A 17,528-nucleotide genomic window follows, 5' to 3' on the forward strand; every position below is an offset into this window, starting at 1 on the left:
CGGCAGCGTGCCGGTCCCGCCGCTATCAACGACAGTCAGAAGGTGTATTTGACCGACGCCATCACATTGAACGGCGCGCCGTAGAAACTGCTGGACGAGGTGGAGTAGTACTTCTTGTCGAATACGTTGTTCAGGTTCAGCGATGCGCTCAGCTGGCGCGAGAAGCGGTAGCGCGCCATCAGGTCGAGCACGGCGTAGTCGGGCTGGGTGAAGCGCTCGCCGTGCGGGCCGACCCTGTCGCTGTAGATGCTGCTCTGCCACACCAGCGCGCCGCCGATGGTCAGCGGATTCCAGGCGCCGGGCAGCGTGTAGGCGGTCGACAGTTTGAACAGGTCTTCCGGGGCGACGGTATTGACCGGCTTGCCCTGCGCGTCTTCCGAGGTGCGATGGGTAAAGCCGCCGGCGACCTGCCAGCCGGTCAGCACTTCGCCGGACACTTCGACTTCGAAGCCACGGCTCTTCGTGCCCTTGGCTGCCTTGTAGGCCGTATTGCCATCCGGCGTCAGATGTCCGACATCCTCGACCGCCAGGTTGTCCTGATCGACCTTGAACACCGCCAGGCTGGCGTTCAGCCGGCCGTCGTAGAACGCCCCCTTGATCCCGGCCTCATAGCTGTTGCCCTCGAGCGGATCGAGGTACTGGCCACTGCTGTCCTTGCTGTCCTGCGGCTTGAAGATATTGGTGTAGCTGGTGTAGACCGACCAGTTGTCGTTCAGGTCGTAGACCACGCCCAGATACGGGGTGACCACGCCATGCTTGCCGCGCTTGCCCGAATCGCTGCTGCCGTCGTAGTAATGGTTGTAGGTGTCCTGCGACCAGTTGCTGACCCGGCTGCCGACAATCACCGACAGCGCGTCGGTCGGGCGGAAGCGCGCCGTCATGTAGGCGCCGGACTGGCGCTCGCTGAAGTGATAGTTGCCGCTCTGGGCAATATCCGGCTTGGCCGGGTTGCTGCCATCCCACTTGTAGATATCCGGCACCGACGAGTCCCAGCCCGGGAAGCGCCACAGCGGATAGGTCGGGTCATCGCTGCTGGTGCGCAACATATTGAAGCCGACCACCAGGTCATGCTTGCGACCGAACAGCGAGAACGGACCGGACGCATAGAAGTCCAGCGCGTTCTGCACCGGGGTCTGGTTCCAGCGACCGGCCCACAGGCTGACGCCGGCACCGGTCTGCCGGTCCGGGTAGCCGCCACCGGCATAGCCGAGCACGGCATCGTAATGGTCGCGCGACTGGGTCAGCACCAGCTTGGCCAGCCAGTCATTGTCGAAGCGGTGTTCGAGCGAGCCGAAGAACGAGCTTTTGTGGTGGTTGTAATACGCCCAGTCGGCGCCGGAGTTGAACGAGCGGGAAAAATTGGTCTTGCTGCCGTCGCTGAAGAACAGCGGCGCGCCGGCACGACCCATATTGTTCGAGTCGTGGTGCTGGACATCGAAGCCGGCCGCCAGCGTGGTGTCCGGCGTCAGGTCCGCCTCGACGATGGCAGAGAAGACGGCCTTTCTTTCCTTCAGCCGGTCGACCCACGAGTCATTGTCCTGCAGCGCAGCAACCAGCCGCGTGCGCACATTGCCGCCCTCGGTGATCGGCACCGACAGGTCGACATCGGTACGGTAGAAATCCCACGAGCCGACCGTGGCCGATACCGAGGCCTCGAACTCGCGTTTTGGCCGCTTGCGCACCAGGTTGACGGTCGCTGACGGGCTGCCGACGCCGTTCATCAGCCCGGTGGCGCCGCGCACGACCTCGACCCGGTCGTACAGCGCCATGTCGTTCACGTCCTGGGTGCTGTTGCTGTATTGCGGAATGCCGTCGATCTGGTAGTTCTCGATGGCGAAACCGCGCGAGTACAGCGCATTGCTGTCGGTACCGGCCGCACCGGCCTGGGTGACGGTGATGCCGACGGTCGCCTTCAGCACTTCATCGATCTGGGTCAGGCCACGATCGTCCATCTGCTGGCGGGTAATCACGCTGACCGACTGCGGCGTCTCGCGTAGCGACAGCGGCAACTTGGTCGCGGTGCTGGTCGAGCCGGTGGTATAGGAACCGGTGCCATCGGTGCGGGCGCCAAGCCCGCGCGCATTGACGTCGACCGCAGCCAGCGTCTGCACGCCGGCCAGCGAGCCGGCAGCCTCGCCCGCCGGTTTCGGTGCGGTTTTCAGCACATAACCGCCGCTGCCGTTCGCCACGGCTTCCAGGCCGGTACCGGCCAGCAGCCGGGCAAAGCCCTGCTGCGGCGTATAGCGGCCGTCGAGGCCGGGACTGGTCTTGCCCGCCGTCACTGCCGGGTCGAACGACAGCAGCACCCCGGCGCTGGCGGCAAAGCCCGACAGCACCCGTCCCAGCGGCCCGGCGGCGATGTGGTGGTTCTTGCCGGCAGTGGCGGCGGCCGGCTCGGCGGCCAGCGCCGGCAGCGACAACGACGTCAGCGACAGGCCGAGCAGCGCGGCGGTCACGGCCAGCGCCAGCGGATCAGGCTTGCGGCAAGGGGCAGTCGCCGCCATTCGGGTGGCGTGCGGGCGACCAGTGGTCATGCGGATTCTCCGATTCAGGGAAGCAGGTGGAAGAAGGCCGGCCCGGTCGCGTGGCGACGGCGCCAGTCATCAGCTCTTACTTTCCATGCCAATCGAAAAACGAAAAGTGACAGGTCCGGCGCAATATTTTTTTTCGCCGCCTCAGCGCGGGCCGACCGTGACCCAGTAACGGGTGAGCGAATCGATGCGGACCGGCAGGGCATCCGCCAGCGCGGCCAGCACCCGGTCGGTGTCATCGAGCGGAAAGGCGCCGGAAATCCGCAGGCCGGCCACCGCCGGATCACAGCGCAGCCAGCCATGCCGGTAGCGCGCCAGCTGCTCGACAAACGCGTCCAGCGGCATCCGGTCGGCAAACAGCATGCCGCTGGCCCAGGCCGCCATCTGTTCATCGACTGGTCGCGCCGGGGCGATGCTGCCCGCATCAAAACGGGTGCGCTGTCCGGCCTGCAGCACCTGCACGCCAGCAGCAGGGTCACGCGGACGGATTTCGACCGCGCCGTCATAGACCGCGAGCCGGCTGCCCTGCGAACACTGCCGAACGCTGAAGCGGGTGCCGAGCGCGGTCAGCCGGCCGTCCCGGGTGGCGACGACAAACGGCCGGTGCCGGGCGGCCGGGTCGGCGGCGGTTTCGACCAGTACCCGCCCCTCGCCAAGAACCAGCAGCCGTTGCGTCGCATCGAAAGCGACCTCCAGCCGGGTGCCGGCGTCGAGCACGACCCGTGTGCCATCGGCCAGAGACACTTCGCGCGGCGCTTCCTTGCCGGTATGCAGCAGCGTGCCGTCGGCATCGGCGGCCAGATGGCGGTAGCCAAACCAGCCGGCCCCGCCGACCGACACCAGCAGCACGAGTTTTTCCAGTGCGCGCCGCCGGGCCAGCGACTGCGGCCGGTCGAGCGCCGCCAGACCGACGCGCGGTGGCACGGCACCGAATTTCCGCGTCAGTGCCTCGATGCCCTCCCAGGCCCGGGCATGCGCCGGGTCGGCCGCCAGCCAGCGCTGCCACGCGTCCCGGTCGGCATCGGTGGCATCGCCGGCGGTCAGCCGCACCAGCCAGTCCGCAGCCTGGTCCAGCACCTGCGGCGACGGCCGCCGCGCTACAGCAGCAGGGACAGGCATTGCCGCACCGCACGGGTCAGATACTGGCGCACCGAACTGACCGACACGCCAAGATCGGCGGCGATTTCGGCATGGGTGCAGCCTTCCAGCTGCGACAGCAGGAAAGCGCGCCGCACCTTCGGCGGCAGGCCGTCGAGCAGCGCATCGATTTCCATCAGTGTTTCCAGCACCAGCGCACGCGTTTCCGGCCCCTGGGTTTCCGGTTCCGGCAGCAGGGCCAGTGCCTGCAGGTAGGCACGCTCCAGTTCCTTGCGCCGCAGGTGGTTGACCATCAGCCCGTGCGCCACCGTGGTCAGGTAGGCGCGCGGTTCGCGGATCTGTCCGGCATCCTGGCCGGACAGCACGCGGATAAAGGTGTCGTGCATCAGGTCAGCGGCTTCGAACGCGCAACCCAGCTTCTTTCTCAGCCAGCCCTGCAGCCAGCCCTGATGGGCCAGATACAGGTCCTGGACGATTGCGGACTGCGAGCCTCCACCGGTAAGCACGACATGCACCTTTCGCCTGCTGGACAGGGCTGAAAATTCAAACGATAACTATTATCATTTCTTTCCTGCCCAGTTGGCAATAACAGCCATTCCGGACAGCGGCGACGGCGGTTTCCCCACCTGCCTGGCCGCGAGGAAAATCATCACTGTTTGATCCAGATCAAATTCGCATCAGCCGGAAGCCGGATTCCGCCACCGGCAACTATCAGCAGTCAGACAGGCTGATTAAAATCCATGCCTGATGCATTTCCGTAGCCGGTCCGGTTCGAAAGCATGCGCAGACATCCCGTATGGTCGTATTCCACGACGACGGCGGTCATCCGTACCGCCCTTGCTGTCCCGTCTTTCCCCTCCCCCGTCTATCCGATCTGAACGGCCGCGCCATGCGGACCGCTCCGGCACACGACGCGCGCGTCGTCCAGGCATCCGGTGCCGATCAAAAAAACCAACTGGGAGAGACACCATGCAGGTCACCAGACGTCAGTTTTTCAAACTGACCGCAGGCGGCATGGCCGGCAGCACGATTGCGGCGCTCGGCTTCACCCCCGGCCAGGCACTGGCGGATGTGCGTGCCTACAAGCTGCAGCGGGCCACCGAGACACGCAACAACTGTCCGTACTGTTCGGTCGGCTGTGGCGTGCTGATGTACAGCCTCGGCGATGGCGCCAAAAATGCGATTCCGTCCATCTACCATATCGAAGGCGACCCGGATCACCCGGTCAGCCGTGGCTCGCTGTGCCCGAAAGGCGCCGGGCTGGTGGACTTCATCCATAGCGCCAACCGGCTCAAATACCCCGAATACCGCGCCCCCGGCAGCGACAAGTGGCAGCGCATCAGCTGGCACGATGCCCTCACCCGCATCGCCGGGCTGATGAAGGCCGACCGCGATGCGAACTTCATCGAGAAGAACGCCGACGGCGTGACCGTCAACCGCTGGCTGACTACCGGTTTCCTCGCCGCGTCCGCCTCCAGCAACGAAACCGGCATCCTGACCCAGAAAGTCACCCGCTCGCTCGGCATCCTGGCGCTCGACGCCCAGGCCCGCGTCTGTCACGCGCCGACAGTGTCGGCGCTGGCGACCACCTTCGGCCGCGGCGGGATGACCAACACCTGGGTCGACATCAGGAATGCCGACTTCATCCTGGTGATGGGCGGCAATGCCGCCGAAGCGCACCCGGTCGGCTTCAAGTGGGCGATCGAGGCCAAGCGCACGCGCGGCGCGCGTCTGGTGGTGGTCGATCCGCGCTTCAACCGCACCGCCGCCGTCGCCGACCTGTACGTGCCGATCCGCGCCGGTTCCGACATCGCCTTCCTCGGCGGCGTCATCAACTGGCTGATCGCCAACGACAAGATCCAGTGGGAGTACGTGAAGTCGTACACCAACGCCAGCCTGATCGTCGGCGACGGCTACAGCTTCGATGACGGCCTGTTCTCCGGCTTCGATGCCGGGCACGGCAAGTACGACCGCAGCGGCTGGCAGTACGCGCTGGACGAAAACGGCCAGGCGCGCCGCGACCCGAGTCTGCAGGACCCGCGCTGCGTGTGGAACCTGATGAAGGCCCACTACAGCCGCTACACCCCGGAAGTGGTCAGCAATATCACCGGCACGCCGAAGGACGCTTTCCTGCAGGTGTGTGCGATGCTCGGCGCCACCTCGGCGCGCGACAGGGTCGGCACCATCCTGTACGCGCTCGGCTGGACCCAGCACACCACCGGCACGCAGAACATCCGCACCATGGCGATGATCCAGTTGCTGCTCGGCAATATCGGCATGCCCGGCGGCGGCGTCAACGCCCTGCGCGGCCACTCGAACATCCAGGGCCTGTCCGACCTCGGTCTGCTGTCGACCAGCCTGCCCGGCTATCTGGTGCTGCCGACCGACAAGCAGACCGACTACGCAACCTATATTTCCCAGTCGACGCCGAAGCCGGTACAGGCCGGGCAGCTGAACTACTGGGGCAATACGCCGAAATTCTTCGTCAGCCTGATGAAATGGTTCTGGGGCGACAACGCTACCGCCGCCAACAACTGGGGCTTCGACTGGCTGCCGAAGTGGGACAAGTCCTACGACGTGCTGCAGGCGATGGAGCTGATGCACCAGGGCAAGATGAACGGCTATATCTGCCAGGGCTTCAACCCGATTGCCGCTTTCCCGGACAAGAACAAGACGGTCGCCTCGCTGTCGAAGCTGAAATTCCTGGTCACCATCGACCCGCTGGCCACCGAGACCGCCGCCTTCTGGCAGAACCACGGTGAGCAGAACGACGTCGATACCGCCAGCATCAGGACCGAGGTGTTCCGCCTGCCGTCGACCTGTTTTGCCGAGGAAGACGGCGCCATCGTCAACTCAAGCCGCTGGCTGCAGTGGCACTGGAAGGGCGCCAACCCGCCGGGTGAAGCGCGCCCCGACCAGGAAATCATGGCCGAGCTGTTCGTCGCCCTGCGCGAGCTGTATCGCAAGGACGGCGGCAAGGCGCCGGAGCCGATCCTCAATCTGGCCTGGCCGTACCGCGACCCGCTGAACCCGACACCGGAAGAACTGGCGAAGGAAATGAACGGCCGCGCACTGGCCGACATTCCGGACCCGAAGAACCCCGGCCAGTTCCTGGCGAAAAAGGGCGAACAGATACCCGGTTTCGCCGCGCTGCAGGACGATGGCAGCACGATGTGCGCGTGCTGGATCTTCGCCGGCAGCTGGACCCAGGCCGGCAACCAGATGGCACGGCGCGACAATGCCGATACCGGCCTCGGCAACACGCCGGGCTGGGCATGGGCATGGCCAGCCAACCGCCGCATCCTGTACAACCGCGCCTCCTGTGACCCGGCCGGCAAGCCGTGGGACCCGGCACGCCAGCTGATCAAGTGGAATGGCGAGAAGTGGGTCGGCGCCGACGTGCCCGACTTCAAGATCGACGAGGCGCCGGATACGGCCATGAGCCCGTTCATCATGAACAACGAGGGCGTCGGCCGGCTGTTCGCGGTCGACAAGATGGCCGATGGCCCGTTCCCCGAGCACTACGAGCCGATGGAATCGCCGATCGGCACCAACCCGCTGCACCCGAAGGTGGTATCCAGCCCGGCGGTCCGGCTGTTTGCCGACGACCGGGCGCGGATGGGGGTCCACACCGACTTCCCGTATGTCGGCACCACCTATCGGCTGACCGAGCACTTCCTGTTCTGGACCAAGAACTCGCGGCTGAACGCCATCATGCAGCCGGCGCAGTTTGTCGAAATCGGCGAGGCGCTGGCAAAGGAAAAAGGCATCAGCCAGGGCGATACGGTCAAGCTCAGCTCCAAACGCGGCTTTATCAAGGCCAAGGCGGTGGTGACCAGGCGGATCAAGGCGCTGCAGGTCAATGGCCAGACCGTGCACCAGATCGGCATTCCGCTGCACTGGGGCTTCGAGGGCGCCACGCAAAAGGGCTTTATCACCAATACGCTGGCGCCGTTCGTTGGTGACGTGAACACGCAGACCCCGGAGTACAAATCATTCCTCGTCAATCTGGAAAAAGCCTGAGGAGGGCGGACCATGGCACTGCAATCGCTTGACATCACCCGCCGCTCCGCGAGCCCGACCGCCCCGCCACAGGCCCGGCACACGCTGGAAGTCGCCAAACTGATCGACGTGTCGGCCTGTATCGGCTGCAAGGCCTGTCAGGTCGCCTGTTCGGAGTGGAACGACCTGCGCGACGAAGTCGGCCACAACGTCGGCGTCTACGACAACCCGGCCGACCTCACCGCCCAGTCGTGGACGGTGATGCGTTATGCCGAGGTCGAGGAAAACGGCAAGCTGGAATGGCTGATCCGCAAGGACGGCTGCATGCACTGCAGCGAACCGGGCTGCCTGAAGGCCTGCCCGTCGCCCGGCGCGATCATCCAGTACAGCAACGGCATCGTCGACTTCCAGGAAGAGAACTGCATCGGCTGCGGCTACTGCATCTCCGGCTGTCCGTTCAACATTCCGCGTCTGAATCCGGTCGACAACAAGGCGTACAAGTGCACGCTGTGTTCCGACCGGGTGTCGGTCGGCCAGGAACCCGCCTGCGTCAAGACCTGTCCGACCGGCGCGATCCGCTTCGGCAGCAAGGAGGACATGAAGACCTTCGCCGGCGAACGGGTCGAGGACCTGAAGTCGCGCGGCTATGACAACGCCGGGCTGTACGATCCGCAAGGCGTCGGCGGCACCCACGTCATGTACGTGCTGCACCACGCCGACCGGCCGGAGCTGTATCACGGCCTGCCGAAAGATCCGGCCATCAGCCCGGTGGTCAGCCTGTGGAAGGGTCTGCTGAAGCCGCTGGCCACCGTCGGCATCGCCGCCGCCGGCCTGTTCGGCTTCTTCCATTACATCACCGTGGGCCCGAACCGCACCGATGACGACAACGACGAGGAGCAACCGAAATGAGCCGTGAAAACCTCATTGTCCGTTACCGCGCCATCGAGCGGATCAACCACTGGATTGTCGCCTTCTGCTTCGTGCTGCTGGCGCTGTCCGGTCTGGCGCTGTTCTATCCGGCGTTCTTCTGGCTGACCGGCGTGTTCGGCACGCCGCAACTGGCGCGCATCATCCACCCGTTCGTCGGCGTGGTGATGTTCACCGGCTTCTCGGTCATGTTCCTGCGCTACTGGAAGCACAACCTGGTCAACCGCGAGGACATCAAGTGGATGATGGCGGTCGGCACGGTGCTGAAGGGCGGCGAGGTCGGCGACACCGGCAAGTACAACGGCGGCCAGAAAGGCATGTTCTGGCTGATGGCCGGCTGCCTGCTGGTGATGCTGGTCACCGGCTTCATCATGTGGCGACCGTACTTCGCGCCGATGTTCCCGATCCCGCTGATCCGCCTGGCCCTGCTGTTCCATGCCTGGTCGGCGCTGATCCTGATCGCCGGCATCATCATCCACGTCTATGCGGCAATCTGGGTCAAGGGCACGATCCGGGCCATGGTCGAAGGCGTGGTTACCGCCAGCTGGGCGCGCAGCCACCATCCGAAATGGTTCCGCGAAATGCAGGCCAGACAGCGCAAGTAGGCGGCCTCCCCGGTCACCATTGCGGGCGCCCACAAGGCGCCCGCAATGGTGTTCACCCCTCGTTGTCAGGACTTCGGTACGGCTGCCGCGATGCGCGTGGCCAGTTCCGCCAGCATCCGGCCATGAGCCGCAACCAGCGCGTCATAACTGCCGTCGGCGGCACGGTCGCTCAGGGCGACCCGGCCGCTGTCGACCGCCGCGCCCCCGGCACGGGTCAGGGTCCACAGCGCCTCCAGCGCCGCCGGTCCCCCGAGCGTCGAGTCGAAACGCTGGATATCCACCGTCAGCCGGTAGACCGCCTCCTGGCCTGCAGCCTGCCCCGGCCCCGCCACGGCCATGCCCAGCCGCGTCGCCAGTGCCATGGCGATATCGCTGCGCAGCGGCTGCAGCCAGCGCCGCTGCTCCATGATCCGCAGCGCGCCGTCCTGGCGCACGACGAGCTGCGGCCGGTCGACGGCGTCCGGCACGGTCACCGCGACCAGTGCGAGCTTCACCTGCGCCGACGCGGAGGCGCCGGCCGGCGGCGAGCTGTCGGCCAGGCTGTAGAAACGGGGGCTCGGCGAGGCGCAGGCGGCCAGCGCCGCCACCAGCATCATCGGAACAACGGAGCGTCTCATTGGTCTTTTTCCTTTCCGCGCAGCAGCGCTTCGGGGTTGCGCTCGAGGTAATCGGTCAGGTTGCGCAGCGATTCCGCCGCGCGGCCAACCTCGCGCAGCGTGCCGCGCAGGTCCTGCTGCAGCGGTGCGTCCTGCGCCAGCGTGCCCTAGGCAGTGTCCAGCGTCCGCCGCGCCTGGGCCAGCGTAGCCGCCGCTTCCGGCGCGACCTCGCCGTCGAGGCGGCGGATCAGCTTGTCGCTGCTGTTGATGGCGCGGTTCAGGTCGCGAATGGCGACGCGCAACTCGCGGCTGATCTCGTCGAACGGGATCTTGTCGATCTTCTTCAGGATGCTGGCGGCCGAGTTCTGCAATTCGCCAAAGCTGCCCGGCGTGGTCGGCAGCACATGCGGTTCCTGACGCCAGTCGATTGTGGTTTTCGGCAGGGTCGGGAAGAAGTCGAGCGCGATATACAGCTGCCCGGTCAGCAGGTTGCCGGTACGCAACTGGCCGCGGAAGCCGTGTTCGACCATCGCATCCAGCAGCTTGCGCTGGTGTTCCTCGGAGTAGTCGGCCAGCTTTTGATCCTGCGGCCGGCGATAGCGCGCCTGCAACCGGTGCGGGTAAATCGCCACCTCGACCGGGAACAACAGTTTTCGGCCCTTCGGGTCGTATTCGAGATCGATCGACTTGACCTCACCGATGACGATGCCGCGGAAGTCCAGCGGCGCACCGACCGACAGCCCGCGCAGGCTCTCGGTGAAATACATCAGGAAGGTGCGGGTATCGGTATCCGGCGTCTTCATCGCCTGCACCTTGTCCGCCGCCAGCCGGAACGAGGTGTTTTCCTTCGCCGGCTGACCGGCCGGCAGGTCGCTGGCGTCCTGGAAGGCGATACCGCCGGCCAGGATGGCTGCCAGCGATTCGGTCTGCAGTTTCACACCGTTGGCATCGATGCTGACATCCAGCCCGCTCGCCTGCCAGAAGCGGCTGCTGCTGGTCACGTATTTCTCGTACGGGCTGTTGATGAACACGCGCAGGGTGACGCTGCGCCCGTCGGCATCGAGCTGGAATGCCGTGACCTGCCCGACCTGGATGCGACGGAAATAGACCGGCGAACCGACCCCCAGCGAGCCGATATCGGTGGTGTACAGCGTGAACTGGCGACCCGGCAGCTCGCCGGTCACTACCGGCGGCACATCCAGTCCGGCGAAGTTCCGCCGCTCCTCGGTCGACTTGCCGATATCCATGCCGATATAGGCGCCGGACAGCAGGGTACCGAGCCCGGACACGCCACCGACGCCGATACGCGGCTTGACCACCCAGAAGCGGGTGTCCTTCAGCAGCATGGAGCCAGTGTCCCTGGCCATGTCCGCGGTTGCGACCACATGCTTGCGGTCGGGTGACAGCGCGACATGGCTGACCACGCCGATATCGACGTCCTTGTACTTGATCTTGGTCTTGCCGGCCTCCAGCCCTTCGGCGGACAGCAGGGTGATGGTGATGACCGGTCCGCGCTCGAGTACCGACTTGACCGCCAGCCAGCCGCCGATCAGCGCGGCGACCAGCGGAATGATCCATACCAGCTGCAGCGAGCGCTTTTTCGGCGGGTCCTCGCTGGCGACGGGCAGCGCATCCAGTGCGTCCTGCTCAGGGTTTTGCGACATGCGGCTCTCCGGGACGGTCCACATCCGGTTGATCATCGAGCGGATCCCAGATCAGGCGGGGATCGAAGCTCAGGGCCGAGAGCATGGTCAGCACCACCACCGCCGCAAAAGCGACGGCGCCCGGCCCGGGATTGATGGAAGCCAGCGACTGGATCTGCACCAGCGCGGCCAGAATGGCGACGACATAGATGTCGAGCATCGACCAGCGGCCGACGAACTCGACCAGCCGGTACAGCTTCAGCCGCTGCTGCGGCAGCCAGGTCGAGCGGCGCTGGGTGGTGATCAGCAGCAGCGTCAGCGCAATCATTTTCAGCAGTGGCACCATGATGCTGGCGAAGAACACCAGCAGCGCCAGCGGCCAGGAGCCGCTGATCCACAGGTAGACCACGCCGCTGAGAATGGTATCGGCCTGCACGCCGACGATGGAGCCGGTAATCATGATCGGCAGCGCATTGGCCGGGATATACAGGATCATTGCCGCCAGCAGCAGCGCCCACGCGCGTGCCAGGCTGGCCGGCTTGCGCACGTGCAGCATCGCATCGCAGCGCGGGCAATGGCCGTGTCCGTCGGCCGGCAGCCGTGACAGCAAACCGCAGGCATGGCAGCTGGCCAGTCCGCGCTGTCGCGCCGTGCGCCACACCGTCACCGCAGGCTCCCCAGCCGGCGCCAGATCGCGTCGGGATGAAACGACGCCGACATGCCGGCCATCATCGGGATCAGCAGCAGCAGCGCCCACAGCGACAGGCCGGGCATCACGCTGGCGTAGTGGGTCAGCTTGACCACCGAGACCAGCACGCCGAGCAGGAACACCTCGATCATCCCCCATGGCCGCGACAGGTGCAGCCAGCGCAGCACCTGCGGTGCGGCCGGTGGGCGCAGGCCAAGCCTGACCGCACCGAGGACATAGACCAGCATGCCGAGAATGCCGGCCGGGGCGACGATGGTGGTGACCGCCACCAGGATGGCGACCAGATACATCCGGTCCAGCCACAGATGGCGAACGGCGCTGGCCAGACTGCTGGCCGTGGTATTGCCCTGCATGTCGATGGCCACGATCGGGAAGGCATTGGCCACGATGAACATGATCATCGATGCCAGCGCCAGCGCCAGAGTGCGGGAGATCTCGTTCGGGTCATGCCGCAGCAGCACGCCGCCGCAGCGGGCGCAGCGCACCACGCGCGAACGCGGCGGATAGTGCAGCCGCTGTACCAGGTCGCACTCGTGGCAGGCGACGATATTGTCGCCGGCGTTCAGGGAAGGCAGGTCGACGCGAGCATCAGGCAACGCCTCTCTCCTGCAGGAAGAAACAGCTTCAAGAATACGTCACGCCGGCGTCGGCGTCAGTCCAGGTATGGCAGCGGGTCCACCGCCTTGCCGCGCAGGCGCAGCTCGAAATGCAGCTTGACCCGGTTGCTGGCGGTATCGCCCATGGTCGCGATCTTCTGCCCCTTGCGCACCGACTGCCCTTCCCGCGCGATCAGGGTCTGGTTGTGCGCATAGGCGGAAATGTAGTCGTTGTTGTGCTTGATGATCAGCAGATTGCCGTAGCTGCGGATGCCACGCCCGACGTACACCACCTTGCCGGCCGCTGCCGCATAGACCGGGTCGCCGGCGGCACCGGCGATGTCGATGCCCTTGTTGCTGCTGCCGTCAAAACGACCGACCAGTTGCCCTTTGGCCGGCCAGGCCAGGCTGATGCCCGATGCCGGCGCGGGCTCGGCCGGCGGCGGTATCCTTGACGGTTTCGGTGCGGGTTTTGTCGTCGACGGTTTCGATGCCGTGCCGCCGGACGGGCGGGAAGCGCCGGTTGGTGGCGAAACCCGCAGCACCTGCCCGGTTTCGATGCGCGAGGCATCGCCCAGGCCATTCCAGCGGGTCAGCTCACCGACACTGCGGCCGTGATTGACGGCAATGCGGTACAGCGTGTCGCCGGATTTGACCCGATAGTAGCCGGCGGCGACCGGCTGGCTGGAGCCGGTTGTGCCGCAGGCAGCAAGAAGGCAGGCGAGCAGGGCCGAGGAAAGAAAGCGCATGCGGCGGATTCTAACATCAGCCGGCGCCATGGCCGGATGCGTGCAGTGTGATGCCGGACCGTGGCGGGTCCGGCAGGGCGGTTGCTAATCGCGCTTGCCGTAAACGGCGTCGAGCAGCGCGTCCAGGTCTTCGTGAAAGCGGCGGGCCTCTGCCTGCTTGCGGTCCGTCCGGGTAATCGGACGATGCATGAAGCGTTCGCGCCACGGCCCGAGCGAGAACCCCGTGGTCTGCTCGATTTCCTTGAGGGAGGCCGTATTCAGCGAGCTATAACCGGTGCTTCGGTTCATGAACGTTTCCTTGTAAAAGGCAACAATTTCGTTCAGATGCGGCGGCTGTACAGCGACGACTTTAATAGCATGGCTGTTGCATCGCCGCAACCGCAAGTCCATGACGATCTGTGACTTTCTTGATCCGGCCCCGCGCCGGCCGACCCGGTGCGCGTGCCTGGCGACCGGGTGGTTTCGCCGCGGCTACCCGTGCCCCGCGACGGCGGACCGCCCCTGCCGCCAGCGCCAGAACAGGCGGGTCCCCAGCAGCACGTCGAGCACCATGGCGAACAGCGCCGGTTCGCGAATGTCCGCCTTGACCAGCCACCAGAAGTGCACAACCCCGGCGATGGCGATCGGGTAGACCAGGCGGTGCAATTGCCCCCAGCGCCGCCGGAGCCGGCGCATCCAGCCATCGGTCGAAGTCAGCGCCAGCGGCACCAGCATGGCGAAGGCGGCGAAGCCGACCGTAATGAACGGCCGCTTGACCACGTCATGGACGATGGTGAACGGGTCGAACATCTGGTCCAGCCACAGATAGGTCAGGAAATGCAGCGACACATAGAAAAAGGCGAACAGCCCCAGCATGCGCCGCAACCGGATCACCGCGTTCCAGCCGCTCAGCCGGCGCAGCGGCGTTACCGCCAGGGTGATCATCAGCATGGTCAGCGTCCACCAGCCGGTTTCCCGGGTGAGGAACTCGACCGGGTTGGTCTGGTGGCCGAGCAGCAGCCGCCAGACGATGGAGGCCAGCGGCAGCAGGCACAGCGCGAACAGCAGCGCCTTGAGCCGGGCGGGCGCAGGCGGCCAGTGGCGGCGCATCAGAACCATTTGCGCGGGTCGAGCCCGCGATACAGCCCGGCCACCTGCTCGCCATAGCCGTTGAACGGCAGCGTCTTGCGCTTGAACAGCTCGCCGATGCGCCGTTCGGTTGCCTGGCTCCAGCGCGGGTGATCGACGTCCGGGTTCACATTGGAGAAAAAGCCGTATTCGTCCGGCGCGGACTTCATCCAGCTGGTCTGCGGCGAACGCTCGACCAGATTGATCTTCACGATGGACTTGATGCTCTTGAAGCCGTATTTCCACGGCACCACCAGCCGTACCGGTGCGCCGTTCTGGTTTGGCAGCGTCTCGCCGTACAGGCCGACGGCAAGGATGGCCAGCGGGTGCATGGCCTCGTCGATACGCAAGCCTTCCCGGTATGGCCAGTCGAGCAGCGGCATCCGCTGCCCCGGCATCTCGGCCGGACGCGACACGGTGACGAACTCGACGAACTTGCCGCGCGACTGCGGCCCGACCTGCTTCAGCAGCGCCGACAGCGGAAAGCCCAGCCACGGAATCACCATCGACCAGCCTTCGACACAGCGCAGCCGGTAGATGCGTTCCTCCAGCGGCGCCAGCTTCAGGATCTCGTCGAGCGAGAAGGTGCGCGGCCGGTCGACGAAGCCGCCGACCTCGACCGCCCATGGCCGGGGCTTGAAGTGACCGGCGTTGCGGGCCGGGTCACCCTTGTCGGCGCCGAACTCGTAGAAGTTGTTGTAGTGGGTCACGTCGTCGAGCGGGGTTTTCGCCTCGCTGGTCGAATAGCGGCCCGGCGTACCGGACAGGGGCGCTGCCGCAGCCAGCCCCGGCCACAGCAGGCCGGCGGATGCCGCCAGCCCGGTCGCCATCAGGCGACGGCGATCGAGATAGCACGCCTGCGGCGTGATCTCCGACGCGGGCGGCACGGATGGATCATCGATACGGATCAGTGACATGGCAACCTCCGGCACCGGGACGAAAACGGACAATACCCTGTCGTGGACCTTCTGCGGCAACCATCGTTCACGCCCGCCCGCAGAAGGCTCAGATCAGCGTTGTCGAGAAGCCGTGAACCACACTGCTGATGCCATTGATGATGAACTGCACGCCGAGGCAGATCAGCAGAAACCCCATGATCCGTCCGACTGCGCTGACGCCGCCGGTGCCCAGCGTACGCTGTACCCAGCCGGCGCTGCGCAGCGTCAGCCAGCACACCACCGACGTGATCAGGATGCCGATGATGACCGACACGAAGCCCATCCACATCGCGCCGCGCGACAGGTCGCGAATCGACGACGACATGCCGATCACCACCGCGATCGAACCGGGGCCGGCCAGCATCGGCATGGCCAGCGGGGTGAAGGCGACATCCGGCTTGGCGCGCGCTTCCTCGTGCACCTTGCGCGGCAGCGGCTGCTCGTCGGGAAACAGCATGCGGAAACCGATAAAGCTGACCACCAGTCCCCCGGCGATCTGCAGCCCGGGAATGGAGATGCCGAAGGTAGTCATGATCAGCTCGCCGGCGAGCAGGAAAGTGGTCAGGATGCCGACCTGATAGGCGCACGCCAGCGTCACCTGCCGCTTGCGCTCGGCCGGTGTCAGGTCGTGGGTGATGGCCAGCAGCAGCGCCGTGGTCGACAGCGGGTTGATAATCGGCAGCAGGCCGATCACCGTGGCAAAAACAAAGGCAGACAACGAGGACAGCAGCATCGAAAAGCTCCACAGCGAGCAGGCAGGATAGCGGCTAACGCCCGGAGGGGAAATCGGTTTTCCTCCGGGATGCCATCCGCCGCCATTTCCCCCTACTCTACGGGGTATCGGCCACGATATTGCCCACTCAAATCAAGACTCATGAAACCGGATTCCCAACATCGGCGCCTGCTCGACAACTGGCACGACGAGCTCAACAGTGCCGCCATGTACGACGCCCTGGCCGCGGCCGAACGCGACCCGGGGCGGAAGGACATCTTCGCCCAGCTGGCCCAGGCCGAGCGGCGCCATGCCGAGGTCTGGCGCCGGCGGCTGGAAGGCGCCGGCCTGACGCCGCGCCCGCATCGCCAGGACTTCAGGACCCGGCTGATGCGGCGGCTGATCCACTGGTTCGGACCGGCCTTCGTCATCTCCAGCATCGCCGCCGCCGAGTACGCCGACCGCAACAAGTACGCAGGCCAGCCGGATGCCGCCGCGCTGTCATCGGAAGAGCGCGGCCACGCCGCCGTCATTCAGGCCGTGGCCGACGGCGGGCCGGCCATTGCCGGCGCCGAGCCGTGGCACCGCGGGCTGGCCTCCGGCAATGACCTGCGGGCGGCCGTACTCGGCGTCAACGATGGTCTGGTATCAAACTTCTGCCTGGTAATGGGGGTGGCCGGCGCTTCGGCCAGCCCGTCGTCGGTGCTGCTGACCGGCTGCGCCGGTCTGATCGCCGGCGCACTGTCGATGGCACTGGGCGAATGGCTGTCGGTCACCAATGCCCGCGAACTGGCCAGCTCGCAACTGGGCAAGGAAGCCGCCGAGATCGAACAGACGCCGGAAGCGGAACGGCACGAACTGGCACTGATCTACCGCGCCAAGGGGCTGCCGAAGGACGAGGCCGAGCGCATTGCCGGCACGCTGATGGCGGACAAGGACACGGCGCTGGACGCCATGGCGCGCGAGGAACTCGGCATCGACCCGAAGGAACTCGGCGGCCGGCCGTGGCGCGCAGCCGGTCTGTCGCTGGCGCTGTTCTCCCTCGGCGCGCTGATGCCGATCCTGCCGTTCACCCTGCTCGACGGCATGGTGGCCCTGATCGGCAGCGCCGTGCTCAGCGCACTGGCGCTGTTTGCGGTCGGCGCGCTGACTTCGCTGTTCAACGGCCGCTCGGCGCTGTTCTCCGCGCTGCGCCAGACCGTGATCGCCGGCCTGGCCGCCGCCATCACCTATGGCGTCGGCCATGTGCTGGGCGCATCCCTGTCCGGCTGATGCCTGCCTTACAATAGCGGCCCGATTGCCTGCAGAAAAGCCC

16 protein-coding genes are annotated in these 17,528 nt (G+C 65.9%); 4 read left to right on the forward strand and 12 right to left on the reverse strand.

Translation table 11 applies throughout. The features are described 5' to 3' along the window. Positions 1–35: 35 nt before the first annotated feature. The 3 genes from ACYVG8_RS02975 to ACYVG8_RS02985 form a co-directional block, all read right to left on the reverse strand. On the reverse strand, positions 36–2,534 hold the full coding sequence (locus tag ACYVG8_RS02975) for a TonB-dependent siderophore receptor (protein ID WP_460744998.1): 2,499 nt from the start codon (positions 2,532–2,534) through the stop codon (positions 36–38). A 141-nt stretch (positions 2,535–2,675) separates the two neighbouring features. Beyond that, positions 2,676–3,650, reverse strand: a complete 975-nt coding sequence (locus ACYVG8_RS02980; protein WP_281660225.1) for a FecR domain-containing protein — start codon at positions 3,648–3,650, stop codon at positions 2,676–2,678. Continuing rightward, complete coding sequence (locus ACYVG8_RS02985) at positions 3,629–4,135, reverse strand: sigma-70 family RNA polymerase sigma factor (protein WP_051529046.1); 507 nt, start codon at positions 4,133–4,135, stop codon at positions 3,629–3,631. The genes ACYVG8_RS02980 and ACYVG8_RS02985 overlap by 22 nt, the downstream gene beginning before the upstream one ends. Positions 4,136–4,598: 463 nt before the next feature. Here ACYVG8_RS02985 and fdnG point away from each other — a divergent pair, with 463 nt between their 5' ends. Genes fdnG through ACYVG8_RS03000 form a run of 3 tightly spaced genes read left to right on the forward strand, consistent with a single transcriptional unit; the run spans position 4,599 to position 9,163 of the window. Then, complete coding sequence (fdnG, locus tag ACYVG8_RS02990; protein WP_460744999.1) at positions 4,599–7,652, forward strand: formate dehydrogenase-N subunit alpha; 3,054 nt, start codon at positions 4,599–4,601, stop codon at positions 7,650–7,652. A 12-nt stretch (positions 7,653–7,664) separates the two neighbouring features. Further along, the gene (gene fdxH / locus ACYVG8_RS02995; RefSeq protein ID WP_460745000.1) at positions 7,665–8,540 is read left to right on the forward strand and encodes a formate dehydrogenase subunit beta; all 876 of its coding nucleotides are present in this window, start codon (positions 7,665–7,667) and stop codon (positions 8,538–8,540) included. Next, on the forward strand, positions 8,537–9,163 hold the full coding sequence (locus ACYVG8_RS03000) for a formate dehydrogenase subunit gamma (RefSeq protein ID WP_028499320.1): 627 nt from the start codon (positions 8,537–8,539) through the stop codon (positions 9,161–9,163). The genes fdxH and ACYVG8_RS03000 overlap by 4 nt, the downstream gene beginning before the upstream one ends. Before the next feature lie 65 nt (positions 9,164–9,228). Here the strand turns inward: ACYVG8_RS03000 and ACYVG8_RS03005 are convergent, their stop codons facing one another. From ACYVG8_RS03005 to ACYVG8_RS03045, 9 genes are all read right to left on the reverse strand, one after another. Then, the gene (locus ACYVG8_RS03005; RefSeq protein ID WP_460745001.1) at positions 9,229–9,780 is read right to left on the reverse strand and encodes a PqiC family protein; all 552 of its coding nucleotides are present in this window, start codon (positions 9,778–9,780) and stop codon (positions 9,229–9,231) included. A gap of 146 nt (positions 9,781–9,926) precedes the next feature. Beyond that, on the reverse strand, positions 9,927–11,423 hold the full coding sequence (locus tag ACYVG8_RS03010) for a PqiB family protein (RefSeq protein ID WP_460745002.1): 1,497 nt from the start codon (positions 11,421–11,423) through the stop codon (positions 9,927–9,929). Next, the gene (locus ACYVG8_RS03015; protein ID WP_036385979.1) at positions 11,407–12,069 is read right to left on the reverse strand and encodes a paraquat-inducible protein A; all 663 of its coding nucleotides are present in this window, start codon (positions 12,067–12,069) and stop codon (positions 11,407–11,409) included. The genes ACYVG8_RS03010 and ACYVG8_RS03015 overlap by 17 nt, the downstream gene beginning before the upstream one ends. Then, positions 12,066–12,707: a paraquat-inducible protein A gene (locus ACYVG8_RS03020; protein WP_051528864.1), complete on the reverse strand. Its 642-nt coding sequence runs from the start codon at positions 12,705–12,707 to the stop codon at positions 12,066–12,068. The genes ACYVG8_RS03015 and ACYVG8_RS03020 overlap by 4 nt, the downstream gene beginning before the upstream one ends. Before the next feature lie 56 nt (positions 12,708–12,763). Then, positions 12,764–13,456: a peptidoglycan DD-metalloendopeptidase family protein gene (locus ACYVG8_RS03025; RefSeq protein WP_028499316.1), complete on the reverse strand. Its 693-nt coding sequence runs from the start codon at positions 13,454–13,456 to the stop codon at positions 12,764–12,766. Between the two features lie 84 nt (positions 13,457–13,540). Next, positions 13,541–13,744 carry a hypothetical protein gene (locus tag ACYVG8_RS03030; protein WP_028499315.1) on the reverse strand — a complete coding sequence of 68 codons (204 nt, stop codon included), beginning with the start codon at positions 13,742–13,744 and terminating at the stop codon, positions 13,541–13,543. 183 nt (positions 13,745–13,927) lie between these two features. Beyond that, the gene (locus ACYVG8_RS03035; protein ID WP_460745003.1) at positions 13,928–14,545 is read right to left on the reverse strand and encodes a protein-methionine-sulfoxide reductase heme-binding subunit MsrQ; all 618 of its coding nucleotides are present in this window, start codon (positions 14,543–14,545) and stop codon (positions 13,928–13,930) included. Further along, positions 14,545–15,480 carry a protein-methionine-sulfoxide reductase catalytic subunit MsrP gene (gene msrP / locus ACYVG8_RS03040; RefSeq protein ID WP_460745004.1) on the reverse strand — a complete coding sequence of 312 codons (936 nt, stop codon included), beginning with the start codon at positions 15,478–15,480 and terminating at the stop codon, positions 14,545–14,547. Before msrP ends, ACYVG8_RS03035 begins: the two co-directional genes overlap by 1 nt. Positions 15,481–15,568: 88 nt before the next feature. Further along, positions 15,569–16,234, reverse strand: a complete 666-nt coding sequence (locus ACYVG8_RS03045; protein ID WP_051528862.1) for a MarC family NAAT transporter — start codon at positions 16,232–16,234, stop codon at positions 15,569–15,571. A gap of 141 nt (positions 16,235–16,375) precedes the next feature. On the opposite strand from ACYVG8_RS03045, the gene ACYVG8_RS03050 reads away from it, so the two are divergent. After that, positions 16,376–17,485, forward strand: a complete 1,110-nt coding sequence (locus ACYVG8_RS03050; protein ID WP_107889167.1) for a VIT1/CCC1 transporter family protein — start codon at positions 16,376–16,378, stop codon at positions 17,483–17,485. Positions 17,486–17,528 lie beyond the last annotated feature (43 nt).

It is taken from the genome of Microvirgula curvata, from assembly GCF_054781615.1.

Excerpts from the sequence above, each read along its gene's own strand:
- ACYVG8_RS02975 (WP_460744998.1), bottom strand. The coding sequence starts at position 2,534 with ATGACCACTGGTCGCCCGCACGCCACCCGAATGGCGGCGACTGCCCCT.
- ACYVG8_RS02980 (WP_281660225.1), bottom strand. The coding sequence starts at position 3,650 with ATGCCTGTCCCTGCTGCTGTAGCGCGGCGGCCGTCGCCGCAGGTGCTG.
- fdnG (WP_460744999.1), top strand. The coding sequence starts at position 4,599 with ATGCAGGTCACCAGACGTCAGTTTTTCAAACTGACCGCAGGCGGCATG.
- fdxH (WP_460745000.1), top strand. The coding sequence starts at position 7,665 with ATGGCACTGCAATCGCTTGACATCACCCGCCGCTCCGCGAGCCCGACC.
- ACYVG8_RS03000 (WP_028499320.1), top strand. The coding sequence starts at position 8,537 with ATGAGCCGTGAAAACCTCATTGTCCGTTACCGCGCCATCGAGCGGATC.
- ACYVG8_RS03005 (WP_460745001.1), bottom strand. The coding sequence starts at position 9,780 with ATGAGACGCTCCGTTGTTCCGATGATGCTGGTGGCGGCGCTGGCCGCC.
- ACYVG8_RS03010 (WP_460745002.1), bottom strand. The coding sequence starts at position 11,423 with ATGTCGCAAAACCCTGAGCAGGACGCACTGGATGCGCTGCCCGTCGCC.
- ACYVG8_RS03025 (WP_028499316.1), bottom strand. The coding sequence starts at position 13,456 with ATGCGCTTTCTTTCCTCGGCCCTGCTCGCCTGCCTTCTTGCTGCCTGC.
- ACYVG8_RS03030 (WP_028499315.1), bottom strand. The coding sequence starts at position 13,744 with ATGAACCGAAGCACCGGTTATAGCTCGCTGAATACGGCCTCCCTCAAG.
- ACYVG8_RS03035 (WP_460745003.1), bottom strand. The coding sequence starts at position 14,545 with ATGCGCCGCCACTGGCCGCCTGCGCCCGCCCGGCTCAAGGCGCTGCTG.
- msrP (WP_460745004.1), bottom strand. The coding sequence starts at position 15,480 with ATGTCACTGATCCGTATCGATGATCCATCCGTGCCGCCCGCGTCGGAG.
- ACYVG8_RS03045 (WP_051528862.1), bottom strand. The coding sequence starts at position 16,234 with ATGCTGCTGTCCTCGTTGTCTGCCTTTGTTTTTGCCACGGTGATCGGC.
- ACYVG8_RS03050 (WP_107889167.1), top strand. The coding sequence starts at position 16,376 with ATGAAACCGGATTCCCAACATCGGCGCCTGCTCGACAACTGGCACGAC.